Raw genomic sequence first — 22082 nt, forward strand, 5'->3', positions numbered from 1 at the left:
TAAATAAAAGTTTTGTATAAGAAAACTATAAAGGAGAGAATGAAATGAATCAACATATTGGTAACTTAATTATTCGTATCGTGTTAGGGGTAACATTCTTCATGCACGGTTTAACAAAATTCCAATCAGGAATTGACAATATTGCAGGATGGTTTACAAGTATTGGTTTACCAGGAGGACTTGCATACGGTGTAGCAACGTTTGAATTAGTTGGAGGTCTATTATTAATTCTAGGTTTAGGTGTAAGATATATTGGATTATTATTTGCACTTGTTATGGTTGGAGCAATCGTAAAAGTGAAATGGTCAGCTGGTTTATTGGGAGATGGAAAAAATCCTGGTTTCGAATTAGAACTTGCATTATTAGCAATGGGTGCATACTTATTTGTTGCAAAAGCTGATGGCTTTGTAGATAATTTCTTAAAAGAAAAAATGTCAAAGAAGAACTAATTTAAATGGGGGGGCTAACAAGATGAGTTTTCAACTTCATCCCGATACAACACTTGATGTTGTTCATTTATACGTATCTAATGTAAAGAAATCACTAGAGTTTTATACGGAAGTACTAAGTATGAAGGTGCTAAGAGAAGAAGAAGCAGTCGTTACATTTGGGAATGAAAATGATGAACCACTTCTTATCATTGAAGAAAAGAAAGAAGCTTTTCCGAAGCAAAGAGGAAGAACAGGGTTATATCATTACGCAATTTTATTACCAAGTAGACAGGATTTAGCGAATGTTCTTCGTCATCTTGTAGAGATGGTATATCCACTACATGGCGGAGCCGATCATTACTTTAGTGAAGCTCTTTATTTAGCTGATCCAGATGGAAACGGGATTGAAATTTATCATGATCGACAAAAAGAAGTTTGGCGTGATGAGAATGGAGAACTCCCATTTGTTAGTAACCCGTTAGCTGGTGAAGAATTATTACAGCAAGGAAGTACATGGAATGGCTTTCCAGCTGGTACTGTGATGGGGCATATTCATTTTCATGTAGCTGATTTAGAGGAAGCGAAACGTTTCTATGTTGATGGTCTTGGTTTTGAAGTAACGATTCCATCTCGTAATGGAGCATTGTTCGTATCTGCAGGTGGTTATCATCACCATATCGGTTTAAATACATGGCAAGGTGAAGGGGTACCACCGCAAATGCCAGGTTCTGTTGGTTTGAAATATTTCACAGTTGTACTAGCGAATGAAAAACAAAAAGAGCAAGTATGTGAAAGCTTAAAAAATATTGGCAAGATTGCTACGTACAAAGATGGAATATTACAAGTCGAGGATCCATTTGGACATTGTATCCATTTCAAAATAAAAGGAGAAGCCTAAAAAGGCTTCTCCTTTTATTTTCTTATAATTGCTTTTTCGTTTTGTAAAAATAGTTCATCAAATTGTTTTGCAAGCTCAAAATCTAGTTTCGTTAAACCTTTTGCATTCCAAGATGACAAAGTAATAATAACTGCTTTATACTGGATAAGGATAAATGGATGGTGATTATGTTCTTCTGATAGTTTGGCGGCTTCAGAGACAAATTCGACTCCTTTTAAGTAGTCGGAAAACATATATTTTCGTTCAATCCATTTCTCATCTTTTACCATCCATTTATCTACCTTCAATAATTCTTCGTGAACTTCTTCTTCAGTTAATCTTAGCATCATTTTTCACATCCTTTACTGGAAGTAACGCAAGACCATTGTTAATAAGGCGTGTTACAGCTTCGTCAGTTGTGAAAGTAGAAAGTTGATGTAGTAATGCTGCCGATGTTTCATGCCCTTTGTTATGCTCTAAAAGTAACTCTAATACTTCAAGGCGCAGCAACCATTCTTTCGCATAAAATTTATTTAATACTTCTTGAATTGCTACTAATTGATCGATATGCGCGTCGTGTAAAATCCCCTCACTTCGAATATCTCGAACTGTTTGATACATACGTTCAAGTTCATTCAGTACAAGTGGAGCAGGAATTTCGTGAACTTCTTCATCCATTGGGAAAAATGCTGCGGCATCTGCGGCACCTGGGAATACTGAAGTGATTTGTGAGCCAACAGCCATATCAAATGCGCCCCATGAAGCATCAAATAAAACGCGGGCGTTATAAGTAACTGTGCAATCGATAAAGGAAATAAGAGCAATTTTCTTATCGTTTTTTACAATATCTGTTACTGTTCCTTTTACATGAATACCACTTGCAAAAGTAAACTCAGCGATAGTTCCAATTGTAATTCCTAATGATTGTAGTTGTTCGTCTGTACAATTTTCTAATGCAATATTTTCAGTGAGTAATCCAATCGGTGTTCCAAATCCGTCACTGTGTACAGAATTAGAATGATTTGCTAACTGTTTATTATGAAGCGCTAATGCCGTTGGCGAATTTGTTCGCATGTAAATTAATTCACCTGCATCGTTTTCAATTGTCTCGCTAAATGTACCTGTAATTTGTAATCCACTATTTAGCTCAGCTGTTGCATAGTTCTCAGAGCGAATTGCTTTTTCTAAACCTTCTTTTCCACCTGTTTTAAAGGCCATTGTTTTAGAAAATGTTTCAAGCGCATCTGTTAATTCTTCAAAGGATTCACAAACAAATAGTTGTGGTTGCATTTTTGTTACGTCATAAGTTGTCCCTATACATGCTTCGATAGAAAATGGAACCTTTTCTACAGCGTCTGTTAAGCAATGTTTGCTTTCGCCAACAGAAGAAAGGAGACCAGCACCATATATCTTTGGATCATCTATATTTCCGATCAATCCATATTCTACTGTCCACCAGAAAAGACGTGAAATTTGTTCAGCTTCTGATAAACCAGAAACTAAGTTTTGTTTTTCAATTACAGCATTTTCAGCAGCCTTAACTTCATCAGGAGTAGAAGTAGGGCTTTCTTTCACTATCGTTAATGTACGAACAGCTTCAAATGCATCATGTTCTTCTTTTGTAGAGAAAGCTTTTGCACCAATTTGCCCAAAACGTTTCACATATTTTGCATATGTAGGATCAAGTAAAATCGGTGCGTGTCCTGCGGCTTCGTGTACGATATCTGGAGCTGGTGTGTACTCGATATTTTCTACTTTCCGAATATCTGTTGCGATCGGTAGTAATCCGTGTCCTTGAAAATCGAAGAATGCTACGCCGGGAATAAGTCCGTCAATCGTTACAGCGCCCCAGCCACTTGGTGCCAAACACTCATTCATTTCTTCTACTTTTGGAATTGCATCTATATTAATACCAGATGATTGTAGTCCGTTCACATAGGCTGGATGAGCAACGTCTTTTAAGAAGCTATGATTCTGTCTCATAATGTAACGCCACACAGCGTGATTCACCGGTGTGTATTGATCATAATGTTGTGTGGATACGAATGGTTTTAAATGCGATGGAATTTCTGTTTTCTTTGTCATTTAGACATCCTCCTTTTTTTCTATAAAATTGAATATCGATTTCGTATAGCTTGTATCACCTCCCTTCATTATTTGTAAGCGCTTATAAAATTTTATCATAAGATTCGGAATTATTTAACATCTGTTTCTGTGAGAAATAGAAAAAGCCCCTATCGGAAAATCCGATAGGGGCGAAAGAATCGCGGTACCACCCTATTTGTAAGTGAAAATATACTTACATCTCAATTAATGATAACGGAAAAATTCCGTCTTTTCCTTCATGCATAAAAGCACTACGAAAAAGAAGCTCCAGAATTGTAATTCATACTTATATATGTGCTAATTTCCACCGACCATTAGCTCTCTGTAACAGGGATATAAGATACTACTGCGATTCTTTCAACGCGTATATATGAAATTGTGTAAGAGGATGGACGCAAAAAAGTCCCTATCGGAAAATCCGATAGGGACGATAAAAATCGCGGTACCACCCTATTTGTAAACAACTAATTGTTTACCACTCACTTTACGATAACGGAAAGATCCGTCTTTCTCTTCATGCATAAAAAGCATTACGGGAAAGAAGCTCCAGAATTGTAATTCACGCTTGTATATGTACTGATTCGCACCAACCATCAGTTCTCTGAGACAGTGATATAAGTCGCTACTAGTATTCCTTCAAAGCCGATATATAATTCGTTCAACTAAACTATGTTTTGTATTATAAAACTATATTAAAAAAATTGTCAACAAAAATTTTTTATCCCGTGTTAATGAGCAGTAAAATTCCTACCTCAAAATTCGGTTGGAGCAAAGAAGTGAGATGGGAGATTAACTGCCCGTAACTCCCGATTGGTGAAGGGTAATAATCAGTGGGGATGAACGAAATCTCTACTGATTAAAGTTTCACTTTATTTCACTTCTAAATTAACAGTTAAATTAGAGGTATTGCCAGCTGCATCAGTTGCTACAATGTGAATAGTATTTTTTCCTTCTTGTAATTGAGTACGATCGAAATAAATGTCATAGCTTTTATCCCAAGGGTTCAGGAATGCCTGGTCCCATACACCATTTCCGTTAATTTCATATTGCATTCTCACTGGAATACCAGGTGCTATCCAACCAGATTCTGACATCCAATCTAGTAGAATATCATCAACTTTTCCTCTAATTACGAGATTTTCTTGGTCAACTTCGTATGTTAACTTAGGTGCAGTTCGATCAAGAAATACAGCAGCTGTTTGTTTTGTTTCTCCGCCAGAATTAGAAGCAACTGCTTCGATTTGATATAGCCCGTCAGCTAAAGGAGTTCCATCGGTTTTTGTACCATTCCATTTGAAAGGTTTGTATCCAGGAGTTGCATTTTTAGCTTGATGGATAATCCCTTGATACGTTACACGTTCTTTCGTAACTAAATTTGCATGCAATGTTACATCATCCACAGGCGCAACTAAATAGTAGTTGATGAGATTATCATCTAGTACGTGGTCGCCATTTGGGCTAAAAGTAGAATTAATAATTTCAAGTCCATCGATACGTTTATAATCTTTAGGATCGATACTAAATGTGAATGGAATTCGAATTTCTTCTTTTGCCCCTTGTTCTTTTACATATACATTTCCAGTATACACACCTTGTGGTAGTGAGCTATCTACAGTGATAGTAAATGGTTTTTCGGTACTACTATTCGGTTGAATGCTAATCGATGAAGGGACAGAAGCTTTTACTTTTGTGTTTGTGTTTGCATCTAGTAACTCCACACGAGTTGAAAAACTTTTCTTTTTACTAGAAAGGTTTTGTAATGTAACATTTTGCGTCAGTTTTACTTTTCCGCTATTTGGCTTAATAAGACCAAAGCTGACATTGTTAGGTTTTACTAATACATTTGTTTGAGCTGCTTTCGGAATGTTAATTAAACCTGATCCTTGTGCCATAACAGGGTATGTATTTTCATTGACATCATGTAATGTTTTTGCATTGTTAGCAAGAGCCGCTTTCAATTGTTCTGTCGTCCAATCAGGATGCATTTGACGCAAGAGGGCAACCGCTCCAGCTACTTGCGGAGCAGCCATACTTGTTCCGTTATGCGATTCATAGCCGCCTCGCGGTACTGTACTAGTAATTTGTACTCCAGGTGCAACAACATCAGGCTTTATTAGCCAACTTCCTTGTGATGGTCCTCTTGAACTAAAGTTACCGATAAGTTCTGTTTGCTTTGGTTGTCCAATTTTTATATTTTTCTTTCGTTTTGTAATTAAAGTTTTTAATTCTTCCCCATTTGTATTTGATAATTGCATTACTGGGACAGCTAGATGTTCACGTGAAAAATATTCCGGCATCATATTCATTTCTTTTTCGCTAGAGATTAATAACACACCAAGCGCCCCAGCTTGCTTCGCTTGTTCTGCTTTTACTAATGTACTAGAAGTACCTTGTAAAATAAGTGCGAATTTCCCTTTCACATCTTGTTTTGCATAATCACTTGGATTGCCATAACCAACGTATACAAGAGGGGAATCATTTCCTATTGGAAAATCGGATTTTGATAACGGTAACCCTTGATATGTTTTGCTGGAACCAGCTACTTGGAATGTTGGAAACGGGATAGAAACCGTAGATGCTCCAACAGAAATGACACTACTTGCGTTACCGGGAGCATCAACAGACCAAGGTTTTGGTCCGTCATTTCCATTTGAAACGACAGTAGTAACACCAAGTTTCGCTGCTCGTTCTAACGTTAATGTTACAGGCTGATCAGGTACATTTAAATCCTGCCCAAGGGAGAGGTTTAACACATCTGCACCATCTTGAATCGCTCGCTCAATCCCTTGGATAATATCATCTGTTGTACCAGTTCCACCGTCATTCATTACACGGTAGGCTAGAATAGAAGCGTTTGGAGCAACGCCTTTAATTTGTCCATTACCCGCAATAATTCCAGCTACATGAGTACCATGTACGTTACCATCCATTGGATCGCTATCTTCATCAACCGTGTCATATCCACCGATATAATTTGCCTTTAAGTCAGGGTGTGTATAGTCTACGCCAGAGTCGATAATGGCTACTTTCATGCCTTTTCCATCAAGCGGTTTGCCAGATGGATCTTTTAAATTCCACGCTTCAGGTGCACCAATTGTCGGTCCACCGATATTTGGTGCTTCTTCGTTAGTAGTACTTTTTGATGTTTCATGCAATTTATATGTTAAGTTCGGATAGACTGCTTTTACTTCAGGTAAAGAGGCAAGAGAGGTAATTTGATCTCCAGGAACTGAAATAGAGAATCCGGAAAATAACGTATTATACACTTCTTTAATTTTTGCACCAGGTGCTTTTTCTTTTATTTTCTTAGTCGTATCTTCTTGTGCTTTTTTTAGCTCAGCATGATAAGACTGCGCATTACTATTTTGTAAATCTGGAGCATGCTGAATATTACTTTGAGCAGCGAGAGGTGCATGTTGCAATTCTACAATTACTGATATTTCTTTTGTTGTTTTCGTTTCAACATTTTGAGCAATTTTATGTTCTCCCCACTGTTCAATCGTTGTTTTTAATTGTGGACTAAATTGCTTCTCCTTTTGTAGTGATTCAGCATGAGTGCTTAAAGCTCCAAAACTAGAAAAGACAAGCGCCATGCTTAATAGTGTAGATGTAGTTTTTTTCATTGATACTCCCCCTAATAAAAAGTGCCAATATTCAGAAATGGAATCTTACATTTTAGTTAGAACTTATAAATATAAATGTTGGCTAAACTATACTTTCGACATAATTCATACCAATCCTCTATGAATTGAAAATTTCTTGGGGAATTTTTTCTGATTATGTCGAATCGATATTTTTCACATATTGTAGGAAGAAAGTGAGGAATGCTATGAGGGAAATGGAGTGATGGTATGAAAAGGCTAATAGTAAGTGGTAGTGTAGTGTTGTTTATGTTTTTATGTTCTATCGCTATTACTAGCGCAGAAAATAATAGTGTGAAAGTTGCTTTTATTCGTCATCATAACCTTTGGATTAAAGTTGATGGGAAAGAAAAACAACTTACAAAAGGAGAGAACATAACAGGGCCAAAGTGGTCACATGATGGAGAATGGCTGGCATATGTAAAAGGGGAGAAACAAAATATTCTTGAGTTATATCGGCTGAAAGATGGAAAGAAAGTTACGCCGTTTCACTCAGAAGCATCGAATTATCAATGGTCACCAACAGAAAATATAATTGCATTTATATTTACAGGTACATTGAATACATTTGATGTAGAAAAAAAGAATGCAGATTTTGAAAATGTATCGGCTGGTGTGGGTGATTATGCATGGTATCCTGATGGAAAGAACTTTCTTGTATCCTCTGAAGCGCACTTACTTCCAACAGGATGGACAGGGGCTCAGCTATATGAAGTGCAAAAAGATGCACATATGAATCCTCACAAAATGAAGCATTTGTATGCATTGCCAAATGAACATGATGATTTTCTAGCGCTAGTAGCAAGTGGCTTTAAGTGGTCACCAGATCAAAAGTGGATTTCATTTTTAGCGATACCGACAGCTTCATGGTCAGCTGATAGTAATACGCTTTGCTTAGTTCGAGCAGATGGTAGTCGGTTTGAAATAGTAGATCAAATGCTATTAAATACAGAATGGTTCAAATGGGCGCCATCAAAAAACATATTGGCTTATATTGAGGGAAGCGGGAGAGTTGCATTAGAGAATAAACATTTAAAAATAAAAGAACTGCCAGCACTCCAGCAGCAAACATTTACGCCGAAAGGATATGTGGATTGGGATTTTACATGGAAGAACGATAATGTAATTATCGTTTCACGAGCAAAAGAGGGAGGGTTTGAAACTCTGCCAGAAAAAAGGCCATTCCCATCTTTATATGAGATAAATAGCACAAGCGATAAACAATATCAAATTACAAAGTCATCTAATAAGCAAGGCGATTATCATCCAATTTTCATGAAGAAGAGCAATCAATTAATATGGATACGTTCAGATCGTAAGAAAGCTAATATATGGATAGCTCATAGTGATGGAAAACATGAAAAAAAGTGGATTGAAAATGTAGATATACCAGAGTGGTATTATGAGAAATGGAATTGGGAAAATGTTATCTCGGTGAAAGAAGAATAAAAAACTGCCTAAAAGATCGTTTTAGGCAGTTTTTTACTGTTATTTATGTGTTTTATTTGGCTTTTTTTTCGCTGGGTTTCCGTTCCCTTGGCGCTTTCTATTTTGTTCATCTTTTGCTTGTTTTTCATGTAGTGTATCTAAAAATTCATTCGAGTTACTCATGTTTATATCTCTCCTTTCATTTTGTCATGATTACTATAACCATTTAGGAGGATAATCATGAGTTAGAAGTTAGGCACTTAATTTTCTTCGATAATGTAAGTAAAATATTCCATACATAACAAATAGCATGAGTAAAACTTGTAACTCTACATTTGCCTTTAAAATAGCTGCGATAGGGTCTGGTAAGTACGGTGAGTTATCATTTGTGCTTAAACCTAACCATTTATTTAAGAGGCTAATGGTACAAAACATAAAAACACCGGACCAGCTTGCCGTAATTGCTTTTTGTTTAATTTTTGTTTCACGTTCATCATCTGTAATCCAAGGATTAGCAGTTTTATCACTACTAAAGAAGCCGTTTATATATCCCCATACAATCATTCCAATAAAGACAATTATCCATTTCATATATGTAATTCTCCTTCCGGTGTAAAAAGTATTTTACATGTAATATTGTAATATTTTACAAACCTTTTTTACATATCGGTTTTTATACAGCAGGAATAAAGAATGCAATAGGGAAGAAATATGTGTGAGGATTTTATAGTAAGAGGAGACTGAATATGAAAATCGTTTTTGTTCGGCATGGTGAAGGTAAACATACAACGGATTTACCAGAAAGTTTACAAGTGTTTGACACACCATTGACGAGAGTAGGAAAGGCTCAAGCTAAATTACTTCAACGTGATGTATCATTACAAGAAGCGGATATATTAATTGTTAGTCCTACACTTAGAACTTTACAAACGGCGACAATATGGAGTGCGAAAGTAGCTTGTCAAAAAATAGTCCATCCATATGTATCTCCACGTATTTTTCCTTATCGAGAAGGAGCGAAAACATTACCGTGCGATTATATAGTAGATCAGGGAATGATAACAAAGTTATTTCCGCATTTTTCGATAGAGAAAAGCTCAAATAATCAGTTATGGAAGGAAGGTATAAACACTATTTCAGAGAATAGTTTTCAGCAAATAGTAGATGAATTTCTTCTTTGGTGTTATGAACTGAGTGTTGAAAGAATTTGCATTGTATCTCACGATGGAACAATTACAGCATATAGGCAATATTTACAGAAAGTCGTTTTAAATAGATCAGACTTTTTGAAAGAAACGGGCATATATGAAATGGATATATCCCATAAAAGTCTGATTAATAAGGGCTGATTATAGGATGGGGTTGTATGTTGAATATTGCATTAGTAGTTGGTTTTAATTCGGATTTAGAGGCGCAATCAATCCGAGCATCTCTTGAGTATTTTGGTGCAAGAGTTGTGATATATTGGATTGGTAGACCGAAAGATTTTGTGGAAGTTCTTTCTGGAAAGAACTTATTTAACGATATTAATTATATTATTTTTTGCTTTCATGGTGAAGAAGGAAAGTTTGTCATGGAAGAATTAGACGAAGAAGTATATGAACAAGATGAACCGAGAGGATATTTTGGTACAGCAGAAATTTATAAATATGCAAAATTGCATAATACACATATTGTAAATAGCGGGTGCACGTTAGGGGAGAAAAATATTGCAAAATCTTTTTACATAGTGGTGCAAAATCATATATTGGATCGATTGATTATGTAGATGGAAATGCAGCACTTATGTTTACTATACGCTTATTTTATGGGGTTATTAACCATGGGAAAACGTTAGAAGAAGCGTTTCAAGAAGCGAGTTTAATTGATGAGGAGACACATACATTTCGATTCTATAATTAGTGTGAAACACGTTTATTCTATATTCGAATAAACGTGTTTCACATTTAACTCACAATTATTTTACATTTTTTTCAATGAAAATGATTATCACCTGTGGTATGATATGTTCAAGTTTTTACAGGTAATAAAAGTTACTATATAAACGTTAGTTTTTAATGTTTCATACACATTTCATGAATTATTCATAATTAACATTTGAAAAATAAGTAACTAATGTTATTATATTAACTGTAACTAACTTAATTACAACTTTAGGAGGAAGATATGGTTATTCAATTTTTAAGAGAAAACAAAGCAGTTTCTTTTGTATTAGCAGTAATTCGAGTATATCTTGGTTACACATGGTTAATGGCTGGAATCGGTAAACTACAAGGAAAAGGATTCGATGCAACAGGTTATTTGCAAGGCGCAATTGAAAAATCTAAAGGTGCACAACCGGCTGTTCAATCTTGGTGGGCATCATTCTTACAAGAATTTGCAATTCCAAATGTAGATTTGTTTAATACGCTTGTAACATGGGGAGAAATTTTAGTCGGAATTGGTTTAATTGTAGGCTGTTTAACAAAAACAGCAGTCTTTTTTGGTCTTGTAATGAACTTTTCCTATATGTTTAGTGGGTCAATTGGTGTGAACCCTGAGATGGTTATCTTATCTATGTTTGTTCTTGTTGCCGGTATGAACGCTGGGAAATTTGGAATGGATGGCTTTGTTATCCCGAAAGTATTAGGATCAAAAACTCAAAAACGCCAAAAGCAAGCTGCTTAATATATGAAAACGGGTATCTCAAAATGAGATACCCGTTTATGTTATTTTTCAACTTTGATCGGATTGTTCTTAAAGAAGTCTTGTACATACCCGACAAATTCTTGTGGTTCTTGGCGAAATGGTGCATGATAACCTTTTTCAATAATATGTAAAGTGCTATTTTTTAAGAATTGATGATACGTTTCTCCTTCTTTCCAAGAAACGCTACTATCATTTCTGCCCCATATAATTAAAGTAGGCTGTTTCATTTCATTCGCATTAATTTTAAGACGTCTAGGCCATAGTTTCATTTTGTTATAATGCTCTTCATCGTTACGTTTGAATTTCACTTTGCTCTCATCATAATCAGTAATAGAAGAAACGGCATTTAAATCAGTCGACAATTGTGGTTTTGGTGAGCCTTGTTTAGTAACGAATGTATGAGGACCACCTGTAGCATCAGTTAAAATAAGGTGAGTAACTGCTTCAGGATATAAATATGTTAAATTTAGAGAAATTTCTCCCCCCATGGAATGCCCCAGTATTGCGAATGAATCATACCCTAGTTTTTTCATTAATTTATAATACAAATTTGCATGAGTTGGAAAAGAATAATAAAAATCCATTGGCTTAGATGAGCGCCCGAATCCTAAAGCATCTACAGAAATAATTGTATGATCTTTTGCTAAATCGGAGTAAATCTTTTGAAAACCATCTGATGACCCTCCAAAGCCATGAATCATAAGTAAAGGTGGTTTTTCATTACCAATCTTTTTAAAGTAAATGGTTTGACCATCTATTTCTACCATTTTTTCCTCGGTAGCTAGTTTAGCTGTAATTGTATTTTTCACTTGCTTTACTTGTTCTACTGGCTTTTCTGCTGCACTACATCCTACTAATAGTGTAAGAGTAAGACAACCTACCATAAAATAGCTAAATCGCTTCAATTAGGTGTCTCCTTTCTAACATAACGCTGTATCTATCATAGCAAATAGCATATTACGATTTCCAGGAAGTTGGCTACCATTTTTTATCATAAGAGGTGAAAGGAGCGTTTCTTGGAAATTTTCTGTTTGAAGAAATTTACGAAATGTAAATTGTGAGTGTGGGACATCAATTCGTACTATACCATTCCAACATTCACATATCTTTTTTAATATTTGAATAGCATCTTCTTCTTGCTTGGCGATAAGTGGATTGATACATAATATATTGCCCTTTCGTATGCATAATGAAAAAGCTTCTATACGGTTATTTCTTTCAATTTTAAAAGCGTGTATGGCCCTTGGTAATAGCAAAGAGTAAAGTAGAGAACGATTCACACCAGTTGCAATTTGATCAAGAGAAGTAAGAGATATAAGGTCTTCTTCTCGTACTTGTTGTAAGTGAGAAGGATACGTCTTAGTAGTTTGCTTTTCAAAACGATGAATTGTTGTTGCTGTTTGAAATCCACATGATGTGTATAGAGGTTCGCCAGCTTTTGTCGCAATAAGTGCAATTGGTTGTTTTGGATGAATTTGTTCCAAGCAATGATTTAGCAACATGCGCCCTATTCCTCGTCCTTGAAAATTAGGGTGAACGATTAACATACCAATGGAAGTGAAGTTACTTGTAAAGGGAAATACTCCTCCAGTCGCAATGAGTTTGTTTTCATGAATATAACCTACAAGTGTGCCGATAGAAAGATACATTTCGAATTGCTTTTTCATAAAAATTTCATCGTGTAACCATCCAACAGATTTGCAAAGATTAAGTAATTCAAAAATAAAAGACTCATTTAGCTTTACTATTTTCATAAAGGCTCACCGCATTTCTATTTAATTTCATAAAAATAGAGTCAAAATGTAAAAAAAAGAGATTTACGTTAAATGAAATCCAACCTGTTTATATTTAAATTGTAAAGGGCAGGATGGCTGATACGAAGAGACAAAGTTATACAAATTATAACTGATATTTACATAAGTTAACAAAAAATTTACATACAGCTAATTTTCTCTTAATAGTCTTCCGTTAAATTTGATAGTGGGAAATGAATAACCTAATTAGGGGGACAAGACAGTGAAAAAGTTTGTGAAAAAAGCATGGCCATTTGCAGTTGTGGCATCATTAGCAGTTACTTCGGTAGCAACATGGAATTTTACTCGTTCTAGTGAGGTTAATGCAGATGAGAACGGAAGCAATGCAAAGATTAAAAATGTTATCGTATTAATTGGGGATGGTATGGGCCCTTCATATATGACGGCTCACCGTTATATGAAAGATAATCCAAAAACCTTTGAAATGGAATCTACAGAATTTGATAAGCATCTTGTAGGAACACAAAAAACATACCCAGAAGATGAGCATGAAAATATTACAGACTCTGCATCAGCAGCAACAGCTATGTCAGCAGGGATTAAAACATATAATGCTGCAATTGCAGTTGATAATGATAAAGCGGAAGTGAAAACGGTTCTTGAGCAAGCGAAAGAAAAAGGGAAATCAACGGGACTTGTTGCAACTTCTGAAATTACACATGCAACACCAGCTGCTTTCGGTGCGCATGACATTAGCCGTAAAAATATGGACGCAATTGCAAATGATTATTTTGATGAGAAAATTAAAGGGAAGCATAAAGTAGATGTTATGCTTGGCGGCGGTGTAAAGAACTTTGTTAGAAAAGATCGTAATCTTACAGAAGAGTTTAAGAAATCTGGTTATAGCTATGTAACGGATCGAGATCAATTGTTAAATGATAAAAATGATCAAATTCTTGGTTTATTTGCACCAGGTGGATTAGATAAAATGATTGATCGTAATGATAAAACACCTTCATTAGAAGAAATGACTAATGCAGCAATTGAGCGTTTGAACAAAAATAAAAATGGTTTCTTCTTAATGGTGGAAGGAAGTCAAATCGACTGGGCTGGACATGATAATGATATCGTTGGTGCAATGAGTGAAATGGAAGACTTCGAAAAAGCTTTCAAAGCAGCGATTGAGTTTGCGAAAAAAGATAAAAATACGTTAGTTGTTGCAACGGCAGACCACGCTACAGGTGGATTATCTTTAGGTGCCAATGGCGAGTATAACTTTAAAGTAGATCCAATTAAAGCTGCAAAACGCACACCAGACTTTATGGCAAATGAGATTGCAAAAGGTGCAAATGTAGAAGAAACATTGAAAAAGTATATTGATTTACAATTAACTCCAGAAGAAATTCAAGCTGTAAATGATATAGCTCCGTCAAAAGATGTAACAAAGATTGATAATGCAATTGAAGATATTTTCAATAAGCGCTCGGTTACAGGCTGGACAACTGGTGGGCATACAGGGGAAGATGTGAACGTGTATGCATTTGGTCCAGGTAAATACTTATTCTCAGGCGTTCAAGAGAATACAAATATAGCGAAACGTGTCTTTGATATCGTTGGCGGTGGCGATCCGAATAAAGGAAGACGTTAATTAAGAGCGAAAGTGAGGCGAAATGCCTCACTTTTCTTTTTAGGAGTTGGGAATATGGAAAAAATATTTAGGAAATTAAGATTCCTTCTAGTATTTGTAGTATTACTAGTTGGATGTCAACAAGAAGAGAATAACGTAGAACAAAAATCTACTACTAAAAAAACTGAGGAAAAGGTACAAATAACAAAAGAAGAAGAGAAATCTATTCAAGATGTTATTACTACATTTGTGCGAACGACGAATGAAAAAAATTTTGCAGAACATATGGAGTTATTTTCAAAGAAGATGCCTAGTGCTGAAGACTTAAAAACACAAAAAGAAGCCGCATTTCAAAAGGGAAATAAGAAGATTGAATTGGAACATATAGATATGAAAGCTAGTAAAGTAGGGTATGTTATTGTTGAAACGAAAGAAAAGGAAGTAGACGATAGTGTCACTCTTCAAAAGAAAGTACAGTACGCTCTTGGAAAAGAAGATGAGAAATGGAAGATTGAAGAGGTTCGCACGATAGAGAAAAAATAACGTGAAACTTTAATAAGTGTGGGAGTCGCACTTCTAAAAAATGGTACAAAAAAGGTTCTCATTGGCGAGAACCTTTTTTTATAGTGGTAGCATAATTTGATTTGAGCATGCCTCAATATCATCAATATCTTGACGAATTGTGGCCATTTTATTATCAAGATCTTCAGCTTTCATTGCTGCATCATGTAGTTCATCTTTTAAATACTCCGGTATTTTCCCTTCATATTTATAATAAAGTTTGTGTTCTAAACTTGCCCAAAAGTCCATTGCCAGTGTACGTAACTGAATTTCTGCAAATACATCTTTTGTACCAGAATTCAGTGATAAAGGATATTTAATAATCATGTGTAAACTTTTATAACCGTTTCCCTTTGGATTAGCGATATAATCTTTTACCTCTATGATTTCCATATCTTCACGCTTTTGAATGACTTCTTTTAAATGATAAATATCTTCTACGAAGCAACATGTAATACGAATACCAATAATATCTTGTAAATGCCTTTGGGCATTTTCAACTGTCGGTAATAAATTTTTACGTTCAAGCTTTTTAATAATACTTTCAGGTTGTTTTAGTCTTGTTTTTATATGTTCAAACGGGTTGTAATCCTCTAAAAATTGAGCTTCCCGGTTCATAATTTCAAATTTAGTTTTTAACTCTTCTAAAGCAAATGTATATGGTAATACAAAAGCTTTCCAGTAGTTAACTGTTGATTGATTATATTCCATTTTATATACACACCTTTTCCTATTTACAAGTGAGGTTGTTATTATACTAAATACCAAATCATATAAGCACAAGCGGCAAATGATGAGATCATAAAGCGATATTTAGTTTTCATACTTTCAACTCCTTTCGAGTAAGATTCTATATAAATAAACGTGATTGTTAATAAGTTCACTATGTACAATTTCTATAGTAATAGATTCGTGTGAATTTCGTATGAACTAATTGTTTCAGCTTTTTGTCTTTTTTGCTGTTAATCATAATTATTATTCGGATTTAAAGTGTTTTTATTTAATTTATCCATTTGTATAAATTAATGTATATTTAAATTTATAGTTATTAAGGAGGATATACGGTGAACTTTGAAGAATTAGCAATTGCTAGACGTTCTGCAATGAAATTTATACAAGGTATAGAAATCCCTGATGAGGATTTTAAAAAAATATTTGAGTTAACTAAGCTTTCTCCATCTTGCTATAATTTGCAGCACACACATTATGTTGTAATTCGTGATCAAGAGCGAAAAGAAAGATTAAAAGAATTAGCGTTCGGTCAATATAAAGTATCGAGTGCATCAGCGGTAGTGCTCGTTTGTGGTGATAAAAGAGCATACCAAAATGTTGAAAATATTTACTTCGGTATGAAAGTTTTAAAAATGATTGATGAATGCGAATATGAAGATACCATTAGGCAAACGAAAGGTTTATATGAAGGAAAAGGAGAGCGTTTCATGGAGGATGAAGCGATTAGAAATGCTTCGTTAAGTGCGATGACTTTTATGTACGCAGCTAAATATTATGGCTATGATACATGTCCAATGATTGGTTTCGATGAAAAAGCAGTACAAAGTGAATTAAATATGCCAGAGCATGTAATACCTGTTTTAATGATTACGATAGGGAAAAGTGATACGACTAAAGTTCGTCCAAGAGGATATCGAAAGCCAATTAGTGAGTTTGTTACATACGAATCGTTTTAATAAAATTTATTTAACTATAAAAACAAGGGGATTCTAAATAGAATCTTCTTGTTTTTGCAATTGACAAATAGAATGAAGTTTTATAATATATAAATCGTAATCATTACGTTTTAGTTTGCGATCTTTGAAAGAAAGGAGAATTACCTATGCGTGTAAATATTACATTAGCTTGTACGGAGTGCGGTGATCGTAATTATATTTCTAAAAAAAATAAACGAAACAATCCAGAACGCATCGAACTAAAAAAATATTGTCCACGATTAAAGCGAGTAACGTTACATCGTGAGACGAAGTAGAAGACTAGAGATATCTCTAGTCTTTTTTTGTTAATAAGTTTTGGTTTTCTTTGTTATAATTACCTTAAATTGTAACGAAGGAGAGGGTATGGTGAATCAAAAAGATAAAGAAAGAAAAGAGCACGTAGCTCATATTATTGAAATTCCAGATGAATATAGGCTTGTTGTAGATGATCAAGAAGGGGTTGATGACCCGTATCATCTATTATGGTGGGGACATAAAGATGATGAGGAGAAACAGATACAAATTACATTAAATAGACATACTGGTAATTTAATTGAATTTAGGATAGATGATGGAAATTCTTTTTCGAGTGATAAGGGAGCGATAGAGGAGAATAAAGCAAGAGAGGTTGCAAATACATTCTTAAAAAAATATACAAAAGAAGGATATGAATTCTATACATATGTAACGGTTAAGGACGACAGGCGCGGTTGGAAAGAAGTAAATTATATGCAAGAAGTGAATAGCTATCCATTGCCGAATACTGGGTGTGTTGTGCAAGTGCACCCTTCAGGTAATGTTGTGCATTTTCATTACAATGGACAAAAAGCCATAGAGAAAAAACCGTTATGGCCAAGTGAAATTGTTGGGGAGAATATCGTTTTAGAAAATTTGAAAGCTAGACAAGATATGAGACTTGTATTTGTAGATTTAACATACTCTTCATGTGAGTATGAAAACGGGGAAGAAGTAAAAGGGTACCATCTTGTATATGAACCAGAGCCTAGTCATGCGTTTATTGATGCAAGTACAGGTAAAGATTTATATGGGCCAGAACACTATAAATTACCTTCTACAGTACTTGTTGATAAACCGCTAAAGAGTAGTCAAAAAAAAGATGTGTTTGATTTATTTGATTGGGACAAGGGGAAGTTTGTCAAAATAGATGAAAAAGTAGATGAGGATGAAGTCCGGATAAAATTTGTATTAAAAGAAGAATTACAAAAAGAAATAGAAGAGAAGGATTCATATTCAATGGATGAGTTTTATAAAAAACATTTTCCAATGTTGAAACATGATGAATTCGTTGTAATTACTCTAGATAAAGAAACAAATCAATTGCTTTCTTTTTTTATGTGGAAGGATGAGAAAAAAAGGAAAACAATCTTATCAAGAGAGCAATGTTTAAGCAAGGCACTTCAATTTTTAGAGCATATTATCCCAGATGCGACAAAGTATGTTCAACTTTGGGATAATTATGAGGAGGAAGAGGGGATAGAGAGGTTTTCCTTTTCAATCTATGTAAATGACATTCATGTAGAGCGGAAATATATTATGATCAACATCAATGCAGAAAATGGTGCTGTGATGCACTACTCTGGAGAGTCTGGCAACTTTATAAAAGAATTACTTACATATGAAACAACACCAAAAGTAACAAAAGAAAAAGCGTTAGAAATATACAGAGAGGCTATCCGAGTTAAATTAGAATGGTTTGTAGATCATGATGCAGAGGAAACGAAATACAAACTACTGTACAAACAAACGACAGATGAAAAACATAAAGAACCTTTTGATTGTAGTCGGGAAATTCGTTATATTGATGCCCAAACTGGGAGAAAGATTTGGAGTAAGTAAAGTAAAAAGAGTTATTTTTCAAAGAAAATAACTCTTTTTATTTTTATAATTTGTCTGTTCGTTTTTCAAAATTAAATGTGATAGGAAGATTGGAAGAAGAATTATCACTTTTAAATGTTACTTTCCATTCTTTAGTATGGGCTTTAATTTCAAAATTAAGAAGATTCATCGCTCTACGTTTATCTATTTCTAAAAACATATTATGAATTTCTGGTTCTTGCTGTAAATTAAGAGCCTTTAGTGTGACTGTTAATGTGAAAAAATTTTGCCCTTCATATACTATTTTTGATATTTTTGTTTTTTGTGTATTTAACAGTATATAAAAACGGTCTGATGGAGTTAATTGTACAGAGTCATCAGTAATTTCATTCTCGCTATTATAAAGTTCAACTAAGAAAGATGTACTATGGGAAGAATGTTTTTTGCTTGTAATCTGTAATTCAGTAGGAATCATCGGTATTTCATAAAAATCATTCCTTATTATGTTATTGTAATCCTCTGAAAATTTACGGACTTCTTTTGGAAAAGAGTCTTCTTGTGTACTTAAAAAAGTTTTATGTTGCTTTGGAGTTTTTTTACTAAAATTTAATGTTTCTTTAAAGTAATAATTGGATCCAGTTAAAAATAAAAAACTACAAATTAATAAAAAAATTCGATACGGATTTTGAAAGTTAAAGAACAGTAGTATACATGTAATAAATCCAATTACATAGAAAATAAAGATAAGTAGTTCTAGTTTTGAGTGAAAGGAGAAACCATAATTATGAAAAAATTTCATTCCAATTATAATTTGAGCTCCAAAAAACAAAGAAATTCCAAATTGAAAAAATAATAAATCAGGCCCTCTCTTAATAACAAAAGTAATGAACGAAATGAAAAGTAAAAATACCCCTAAATAAATTGTTACATTTAATAATCGATCTAATGTAAGCATGAATAGTTTCCCCTTTAATAGCATATTCATATATAAATAACAATTTTATATAATTATAATATAACAATAAAATATTTTAAATGTTGGAAGTGTTGAGTTTTATAAATAAACTGTACAGACACAAACAACCTCAAGCCCACATACACATAATAAAGACCACTATTTTGGCGGAGGTGAAAGGTTTGAGTCTATTCGCCGCAATTGGATATATGGTTCGAGAAGTGTTTGTCTTTGTTTCTTATGTGAAAAATAATGCGTTTCCGCAGCCGTTATCATCAGATGATGAGAGAAAGTACTTAGAGTTAATGGAGCAAGGTGATGCTCAAGCGAGAAATCTTTTAATTGAACATAATTTACGGCTTGTAGCTCATATCGTTAAAAAATTTGAGAACACAGGAGAAGATGCAGAAGATTTAATTTCAATTGGTACGATCGGGCTCATTAAAGCGATCGAGAGCTATTCTGCAGGAAAGGGAACGAAGCTTGCGACGTATGCAGCACGCTGTATTGAAAATGAAATTTTGATGCATTTACGTGTACTAAAGAAAACGAAAAAAGATGTTTCACTTCATGATCCGATCGGGCAAGATAAAGAGGGCAATGAAATATCGCTTATTGATATATTAAAATCAGAGTCTGAAGATGTAATTGATATGATTCAGCTTAGTATGGAGTTAGAAAAAATTAAAGAGTATATCGATATTTTAGACGAAAGAGAAAAAGAAGTGATTGTGAAACGTTTTGGACTTGGGCTAGATAAGGAGAAAACACAGCGGGAAATAGCTAAGGCGCTTGGCATTTCTAGAAGTTACGTATCACGGATCGAAAAGCGTGCTTTAATGAAAATGTTCCACGAGTTTGTAAGGGCAGAGAAAGAGAAAAAAGCGAAAGAGTAAAGTGTATTAGAAGCAGCCATATTTTAAAATAGGCTGCTTTTCTTATTGTAAATAAGAAAAGAAAACGCGTTATGCTAAGAAGAAATACATGTTCACTGTTGAAAATGACGGATTCTATCTGTAATATTAGAAGGTGCTAAATAATTTAAGAATAATACCATACTTAGTTTTCTGTATGTATAATAAGGCTGCTTTATATGATATGTGGGAATAAGAACCAATTTTACGTATGATATAGAAAGAAAATAAGGGAAAACTAAAGTTATAGACTGATTAGGGGGTTTCGCAATTTGCGACGTACATTATATCGACTTATGATAGAACTTACAAATGGTCGCTTTACTTCTTATATATTACGTAAATTTGCACAATCTCGTTTGAGCTCTATCATTATTCCATCGTATGCGAAAGTTTTTCAAATTAATCAAGATGAGATGGAAAAGGGTTTGAAGGAATATAGAACATTGCATGAATTATTTACGCGTAAGCTAAAAGAAGGAAAGCGTAGTATTGATACAGATGCATCGAGTATCGTTAGTCCTGTTGATGGTGTTTTTGCAGATCATGGTCCTATTGAGGATACAAAAACATTTGATATTAAAGGAAAGCGCTATTCAATTGTGGATATGCTAGGTAATGAAGAACGTGCAACGCGATATGCAGGCGGTACATATATGGTAATTTATTTGAGTCCAAGTCACTATCATCGCATTCATAGTCCGCTTTCTGGTTCTGTGACTGAAAGATTTGTACTCGGTAGAAAATCGTATCCGGTAAATGCAGCTGGTATGGAATACGGGAAAGAACCGCTGTCAAAAAATTATCGTTCTGTTACAGAAGTAAGCAGTGATGGCGAACATATGGCTCTTGTAAAAGTAGGGGCCATGTTTGTTAATAGTATTGAGCTTTTGCATGAGAGAGACACTGTTCAAAAAGGTGAAGAAATGGCATACTTTACATTTGGTTCAACAGTTGTGTTATTGTTTGAAAAAGATATGATAGAAGTAGTGCAGGAATTAAAGAGTGGACAAGAGCTGCGTCTTGGTGAAAAAATAGCTACTCGATTAGCTCATAAATAAAGAAAAGCTTTTATAACCGTAAGTAAGAGTTATGGGCAAAGATACTTAATGATGAAATCCCCTAGATGGGAGTACTTGTTTATTCGAGAGCCATCGTAGGATGGCTCTTTTTACAGGGCATTCAATAATGTATCCTGTAACTGTTTGATTGGTACGGGCTGATTAAACTTTCACTTTATATGTAATCAAGAAGATTTGACAAGCTTGTCCTCTAATGAGCGTCTAATGATTTCTTGTTTTATAAGTAAAATGAAGTCGGGATTTAATTTTAGTTCTTTTGCTTTATAATAAGACTCAGTGAGTAACTCAGTGGATAACTGTTCCATATGTTTTGTTTTCAAGGTGAGTCACCTCCTAATAATATAAGGATTGATTCGTTGATGCATTTAATGTACCAAAAAAGTATGACAGTCACAAACGAGTGGTTATCCACATACCTAGGTGGATAAAGTGTGTATAGTTTGTTAGTAAATTCCAAATTAGCTGAAAGATTA

At 34.4% G+C, this 22082-nt stretch carries 22 protein-coding genes, 1 pseudogene and 2 other annotated features; of the genes and pseudogenes, 13 read left to right on the forward strand and 10 right to left on the reverse strand.

The features are described 5' to 3' along the window. Positions 1-44: 44 nt before the first annotated feature. Positions 45-449 carry a DoxX family protein gene (locus CQ064_RS06615; RefSeq protein ID WP_001071553.1) on the forward strand — a complete coding sequence of 135 codons (405 nt, stop codon included), beginning with the start codon at positions 45-47 and terminating at the stop codon, positions 447-449. 22 nt (positions 450-471) lie between these two features. Further along, positions 472-1329, forward strand: a complete 858-nt coding sequence (locus CQ064_RS06620) for a VOC family protein (RefSeq protein WP_000009849.1) — start codon at positions 472-474, stop codon at positions 1327-1329. Positions 1330-1343: 14 nt separating this feature from the next. Here CQ064_RS06620 and CQ064_RS06625 read toward each other — a convergent pair whose 3' ends face one another. The 3 genes from CQ064_RS06625 to CQ064_RS06635 form a co-directional block, all read right to left on the reverse strand. Further along, positions 1344-1658, reverse strand: a complete 315-nt coding sequence (locus CQ064_RS06625; RefSeq protein WP_000979537.1) for a 4a-hydroxytetrahydrobiopterin dehydratase — start codon at positions 1656-1658, stop codon at positions 1344-1346. Then, entirely contained in the window at positions 1639-3393 is a 1755-nt protein-coding gene (locus CQ064_RS06630) for an aromatic amino acid hydroxylase (RefSeq protein ID WP_000163185.1), read from the reverse strand. Before CQ064_RS06630 ends, CQ064_RS06625 begins: the two co-directional genes overlap by 20 nt. 163 nt (positions 3394-3556) lie before the next feature. Further along, positions 3557-3784 (reverse strand) — a binding site (T-box leader). Between the two features lie 50 nt (positions 3785-3834). Continuing rightward, positions 3835-4063: a binding site (T-box leader), on the reverse strand. Positions 4064-4283: 220 nt separating this feature from the next. Then, positions 4284-7037 carry a S8 family peptidase gene (locus tag CQ064_RS06635; RefSeq protein ID WP_000754184.1) on the reverse strand — a complete coding sequence of 918 codons (2754 nt, stop codon included), beginning with the start codon at positions 7035-7037 and terminating at the stop codon, positions 4284-4286. 228 nt (positions 7038-7265) lie between these two features. Between CQ064_RS06635 and CQ064_RS06640 the strand changes: the two genes are divergently transcribed. Further along, entirely contained in the window at positions 7266-8504 is a 1239-nt protein-coding gene (locus CQ064_RS06640) for a TolB family protein (protein WP_000825717.1), read from the forward strand. Between the two features lie 39 nt (positions 8505-8543). On the opposite strand, the gene CQ064_RS06645 is transcribed toward CQ064_RS06640, so the two are convergent. Together CQ064_RS06645 and CQ064_RS06650 are read right to left on the reverse strand one after the other, a co-directional pair. Continuing rightward, positions 8544-8666, reverse strand: coding sequence for a DUF4023 domain-containing protein (locus CQ064_RS06645; protein ID WP_000071866.1), 123 nt, complete (start codon positions 8664-8666; stop codon positions 8544-8546). Between the two features lie 69 nt (positions 8667-8735). After that, on the reverse strand, positions 8736-9074 hold the full coding sequence (locus tag CQ064_RS06650; RefSeq protein WP_000871151.1) for a hypothetical protein: 339 nt from the start codon (positions 9072-9074) through the stop codon (positions 8736-8738). Positions 9075-9229: 155 nt separating this feature from the next. Between CQ064_RS06650 and CQ064_RS06655 the strand changes: the two genes are divergently transcribed. From CQ064_RS06655 to CQ064_RS06665, 3 genes and pseudogenes are all read left to right on the forward strand, one after another. Further along, the gene (locus CQ064_RS06655) at positions 9230-9832 is read left to right on the forward strand and encodes a histidine phosphatase family protein (protein WP_000706251.1); all 603 of its coding nucleotides are present in this window, start codon (positions 9230-9232) and stop codon (positions 9830-9832) included. A 17-nt stretch (positions 9833-9849) separates the two neighbouring features. Beyond that, positions 9850-10385: pseudogene (locus CQ064_RS06660) on the forward strand (delta-aminolevulinic acid dehydratase). Positions 10386-10649: 264 nt separating this feature from the next. After that, positions 10650-11150 carry a DoxX family protein gene (locus tag CQ064_RS06665; protein ID WP_000236608.1) on the forward strand — a complete coding sequence of 167 codons (501 nt, stop codon included), beginning with the start codon at positions 10650-10652 and terminating at the stop codon, positions 11148-11150. A gap of 41 nt (positions 11151-11191) precedes the next feature. Here CQ064_RS06665 and CQ064_RS06670 read toward each other — a convergent pair whose 3' ends face one another. Together CQ064_RS06670 and CQ064_RS06675 are read right to left on the reverse strand one after the other, a co-directional pair. Further along, positions 11192-12076 (reverse strand): alpha/beta fold hydrolase, encoded by an 885-nt coding sequence (locus CQ064_RS06670; protein WP_000819815.1) that lies wholly within the window; start codon positions 12074-12076, stop codon positions 11192-11194. Positions 12077-12091: 15 nt separating this feature from the next. Continuing rightward, positions 12092-12925, reverse strand: a complete 834-nt coding sequence (locus CQ064_RS06675) for a GNAT family N-acetyltransferase (protein WP_000706703.1) — start codon at positions 12923-12925, stop codon at positions 12092-12094. 262 nt (positions 12926-13187) lie between these two features. Here CQ064_RS06675 and CQ064_RS06680 point away from each other — a divergent pair, with 262 nt between their 5' ends. Together CQ064_RS06680 and CQ064_RS06685 are read left to right on the forward strand one after the other, a co-directional pair. Beyond that, a complete protein-coding gene (locus CQ064_RS06680) occupies positions 13188-14573 on the forward strand; it encodes an alkaline phosphatase (RefSeq protein WP_000714908.1) in 1386 nt (461 codons plus the stop codon). Between the two features lie 54 nt (positions 14574-14627). After that, complete coding sequence (locus CQ064_RS06685) at positions 14628-15095, forward strand: hypothetical protein (RefSeq protein ID WP_000411095.1); 468 nt, start codon at positions 14628-14630, stop codon at positions 15093-15095. Positions 15096-15173: 78 nt separating this feature from the next. On the opposite strand, the gene CQ064_RS06690 is transcribed toward CQ064_RS06685, so the two are convergent. Further along, the gene (locus CQ064_RS06690) at positions 15174-15824 is read right to left on the reverse strand and encodes a GTP pyrophosphokinase (protein WP_000456210.1); all 651 of its coding nucleotides are present in this window, start codon (positions 15822-15824) and stop codon (positions 15174-15176) included. Between the two features lie 353 nt (positions 15825-16177). Here CQ064_RS06690 and CQ064_RS06695 point away from each other — a divergent pair, with 353 nt between their 5' ends. The 3 genes from CQ064_RS06695 (at position 16178) to CQ064_RS06705 (ending at position 18679) form a co-directional block, all read left to right on the forward strand. Then, a complete protein-coding gene (locus CQ064_RS06695; protein WP_001008498.1) occupies positions 16178-16801 on the forward strand; it encodes a nitroreductase family protein in 624 nt (207 codons plus the stop codon). Positions 16802-16947: 146 nt separating this feature from the next. Next, a complete protein-coding gene (gene rpmG, locus CQ064_RS06700; RefSeq protein ID WP_001265617.1) occupies positions 16948-17097 on the forward strand; it encodes a 50S ribosomal protein L33 in 150 nt (49 codons plus the stop codon). Between the two features lie 88 nt (positions 17098-17185). Next, complete coding sequence (locus CQ064_RS06705) at positions 17186-18679, forward strand: YcdB/YcdC domain-containing protein (protein WP_000248008.1); 1494 nt, start codon at positions 17186-17188, stop codon at positions 18677-18679. A 43-nt stretch (positions 18680-18722) separates the two neighbouring features. On the opposite strand, the gene CQ064_RS06710 is transcribed toward CQ064_RS06705, so the two are convergent. Beyond that, positions 18723-19643, reverse strand: a complete 921-nt coding sequence (locus CQ064_RS06710) for a hypothetical protein (RefSeq protein ID WP_003271732.1) — start codon at positions 19641-19643, stop codon at positions 18723-18725. A 152-nt stretch (positions 19644-19795) separates the two neighbouring features. Between CQ064_RS06710 and sigK the strand changes: the two genes are divergently transcribed. After that, positions 19796-20509 carry an RNA polymerase sporulation sigma factor SigK gene (gene sigK, locus CQ064_RS06715; protein ID WP_000051382.1) on the forward strand — a complete coding sequence of 238 codons (714 nt, stop codon included), beginning with the start codon at positions 19796-19798 and terminating at the stop codon, positions 20507-20509. A 290-nt stretch (positions 20510-20799) separates the two neighbouring features. Continuing rightward, positions 20800-21588 (forward strand): phosphatidylserine decarboxylase, encoded by a 789-nt coding sequence (locus tag CQ064_RS06720; protein ID WP_001255000.1) that lies wholly within the window; start codon positions 20800-20802, stop codon positions 21586-21588. 185 nt (positions 21589-21773) lie between these two features. On the opposite strand, the gene sda is transcribed toward CQ064_RS06720, so the two are convergent. After that, positions 21774-21929 carry a sporulation histidine kinase inhibitor Sda gene (gene sda, locus CQ064_RS06725; RefSeq protein ID WP_000850094.1) on the reverse strand — a complete coding sequence of 52 codons (156 nt, stop codon included), beginning with the start codon at positions 21927-21929 and terminating at the stop codon, positions 21774-21776. Between the last annotated feature and the right edge of the window lie 153 nt (positions 21930-22082).

Source organism: Bacillus sp. MYb78, assembly GCF_002975115.1.
In the GTDB taxonomy this organism is placed as follows: Bacteria; Bacillota; Bacilli; order Bacillales; family Bacillaceae_G; genus Bacillus_A; species Bacillus_A cereus.

What these genes read in the sequence shown, in the direction of transcription:
- CQ064_RS06620 (WP_000009849.1), top strand. Translation starts at nt 472, where the DNA reads ATGAGTTTTCAACTTCATCCCGATACAACACTTGATGTTGTTCATTTA.
- CQ064_RS06685 (WP_000411095.1), top strand. Translation starts at nt 14,628, where the DNA reads ATGGAAAAAATATTTAGGAAATTAAGATTCCTTCTAGTATTTGTAGTA.
- rpmG (WP_001265617.1), top strand. Translation starts at nt 16,948, where the DNA reads ATGCGTGTAAATATTACATTAGCTTGTACGGAGTGCGGTGATCGTAAT.
- CQ064_RS06705 (WP_000248008.1), top strand. Translation starts at nt 17,186, where the DNA reads ATGGTGAATCAAAAAGATAAAGAAAGAAAAGAGCACGTAGCTCATATT.
- CQ064_RS06690 (WP_000456210.1), bottom strand. Translation starts at nt 15,824, where the DNA reads ATGGAATATAATCAATCAACAGTTAACTACTGGAAAGCTTTTGTATTA.
- CQ064_RS06640 (WP_000825717.1), top strand. Translation starts at nt 7,266, where the DNA reads ATGAAAAGGCTAATAGTAAGTGGTAGTGTAGTGTTGTTTATGTTTTTA.
- CQ064_RS06655 (WP_000706251.1), top strand. Translation starts at nt 9,230, where the DNA reads ATGAAAATCGTTTTTGTTCGGCATGGTGAAGGTAAACATACAACGGAT.
- CQ064_RS06650 (WP_000871151.1), bottom strand. Translation starts at nt 9,074, where the DNA reads ATGAAATGGATAATTGTCTTTATTGGAATGATTGTATGGGGATATATA.
- CQ064_RS06635 (WP_000754184.1), bottom strand. Translation starts at nt 7,037, where the DNA reads ATGAAAAAAACTACATCTACACTATTAAGCATGGCGCTTGTCTTTTCT.
- CQ064_RS06710 (WP_003271732.1), bottom strand. Translation starts at nt 19,643, where the DNA reads ATGAATATGCTATTAAAGGGGAAACTATTCATGCTTACATTAGATCGA.
- CQ064_RS06665 (WP_000236608.1), top strand. Translation starts at nt 10,650, where the DNA reads ATGGTTATTCAATTTTTAAGAGAAAACAAAGCAGTTTCTTTTGTATTA.
- CQ064_RS06645 (WP_000071866.1), bottom strand. Translation starts at nt 8,666, where the DNA reads ATGAGTAACTCGAATGAATTTTTAGATACACTACATGAAAAACAAGCA.
- CQ064_RS06615 (WP_001071553.1), top strand. Translation starts at nt 45, where the DNA reads ATGAATCAACATATTGGTAACTTAATTATTCGTATCGTGTTAGGGGTA.
- CQ064_RS06630 (WP_000163185.1), bottom strand. Translation starts at nt 3,393, where the DNA reads ATGACAAAGAAAACAGAAATTCCATCGCATTTAAAACCATTCGTATCC.
- CQ064_RS06625 (WP_000979537.1), bottom strand. Translation starts at nt 1,658, where the DNA reads ATGATGCTAAGATTAACTGAAGAAGAAGTTCACGAAGAATTATTGAAG.
- CQ064_RS06675 (WP_000706703.1), bottom strand. Translation starts at nt 12,925, where the DNA reads ATGAAAATAGTAAAGCTAAATGAGTCTTTTATTTTTGAATTACTTAAT.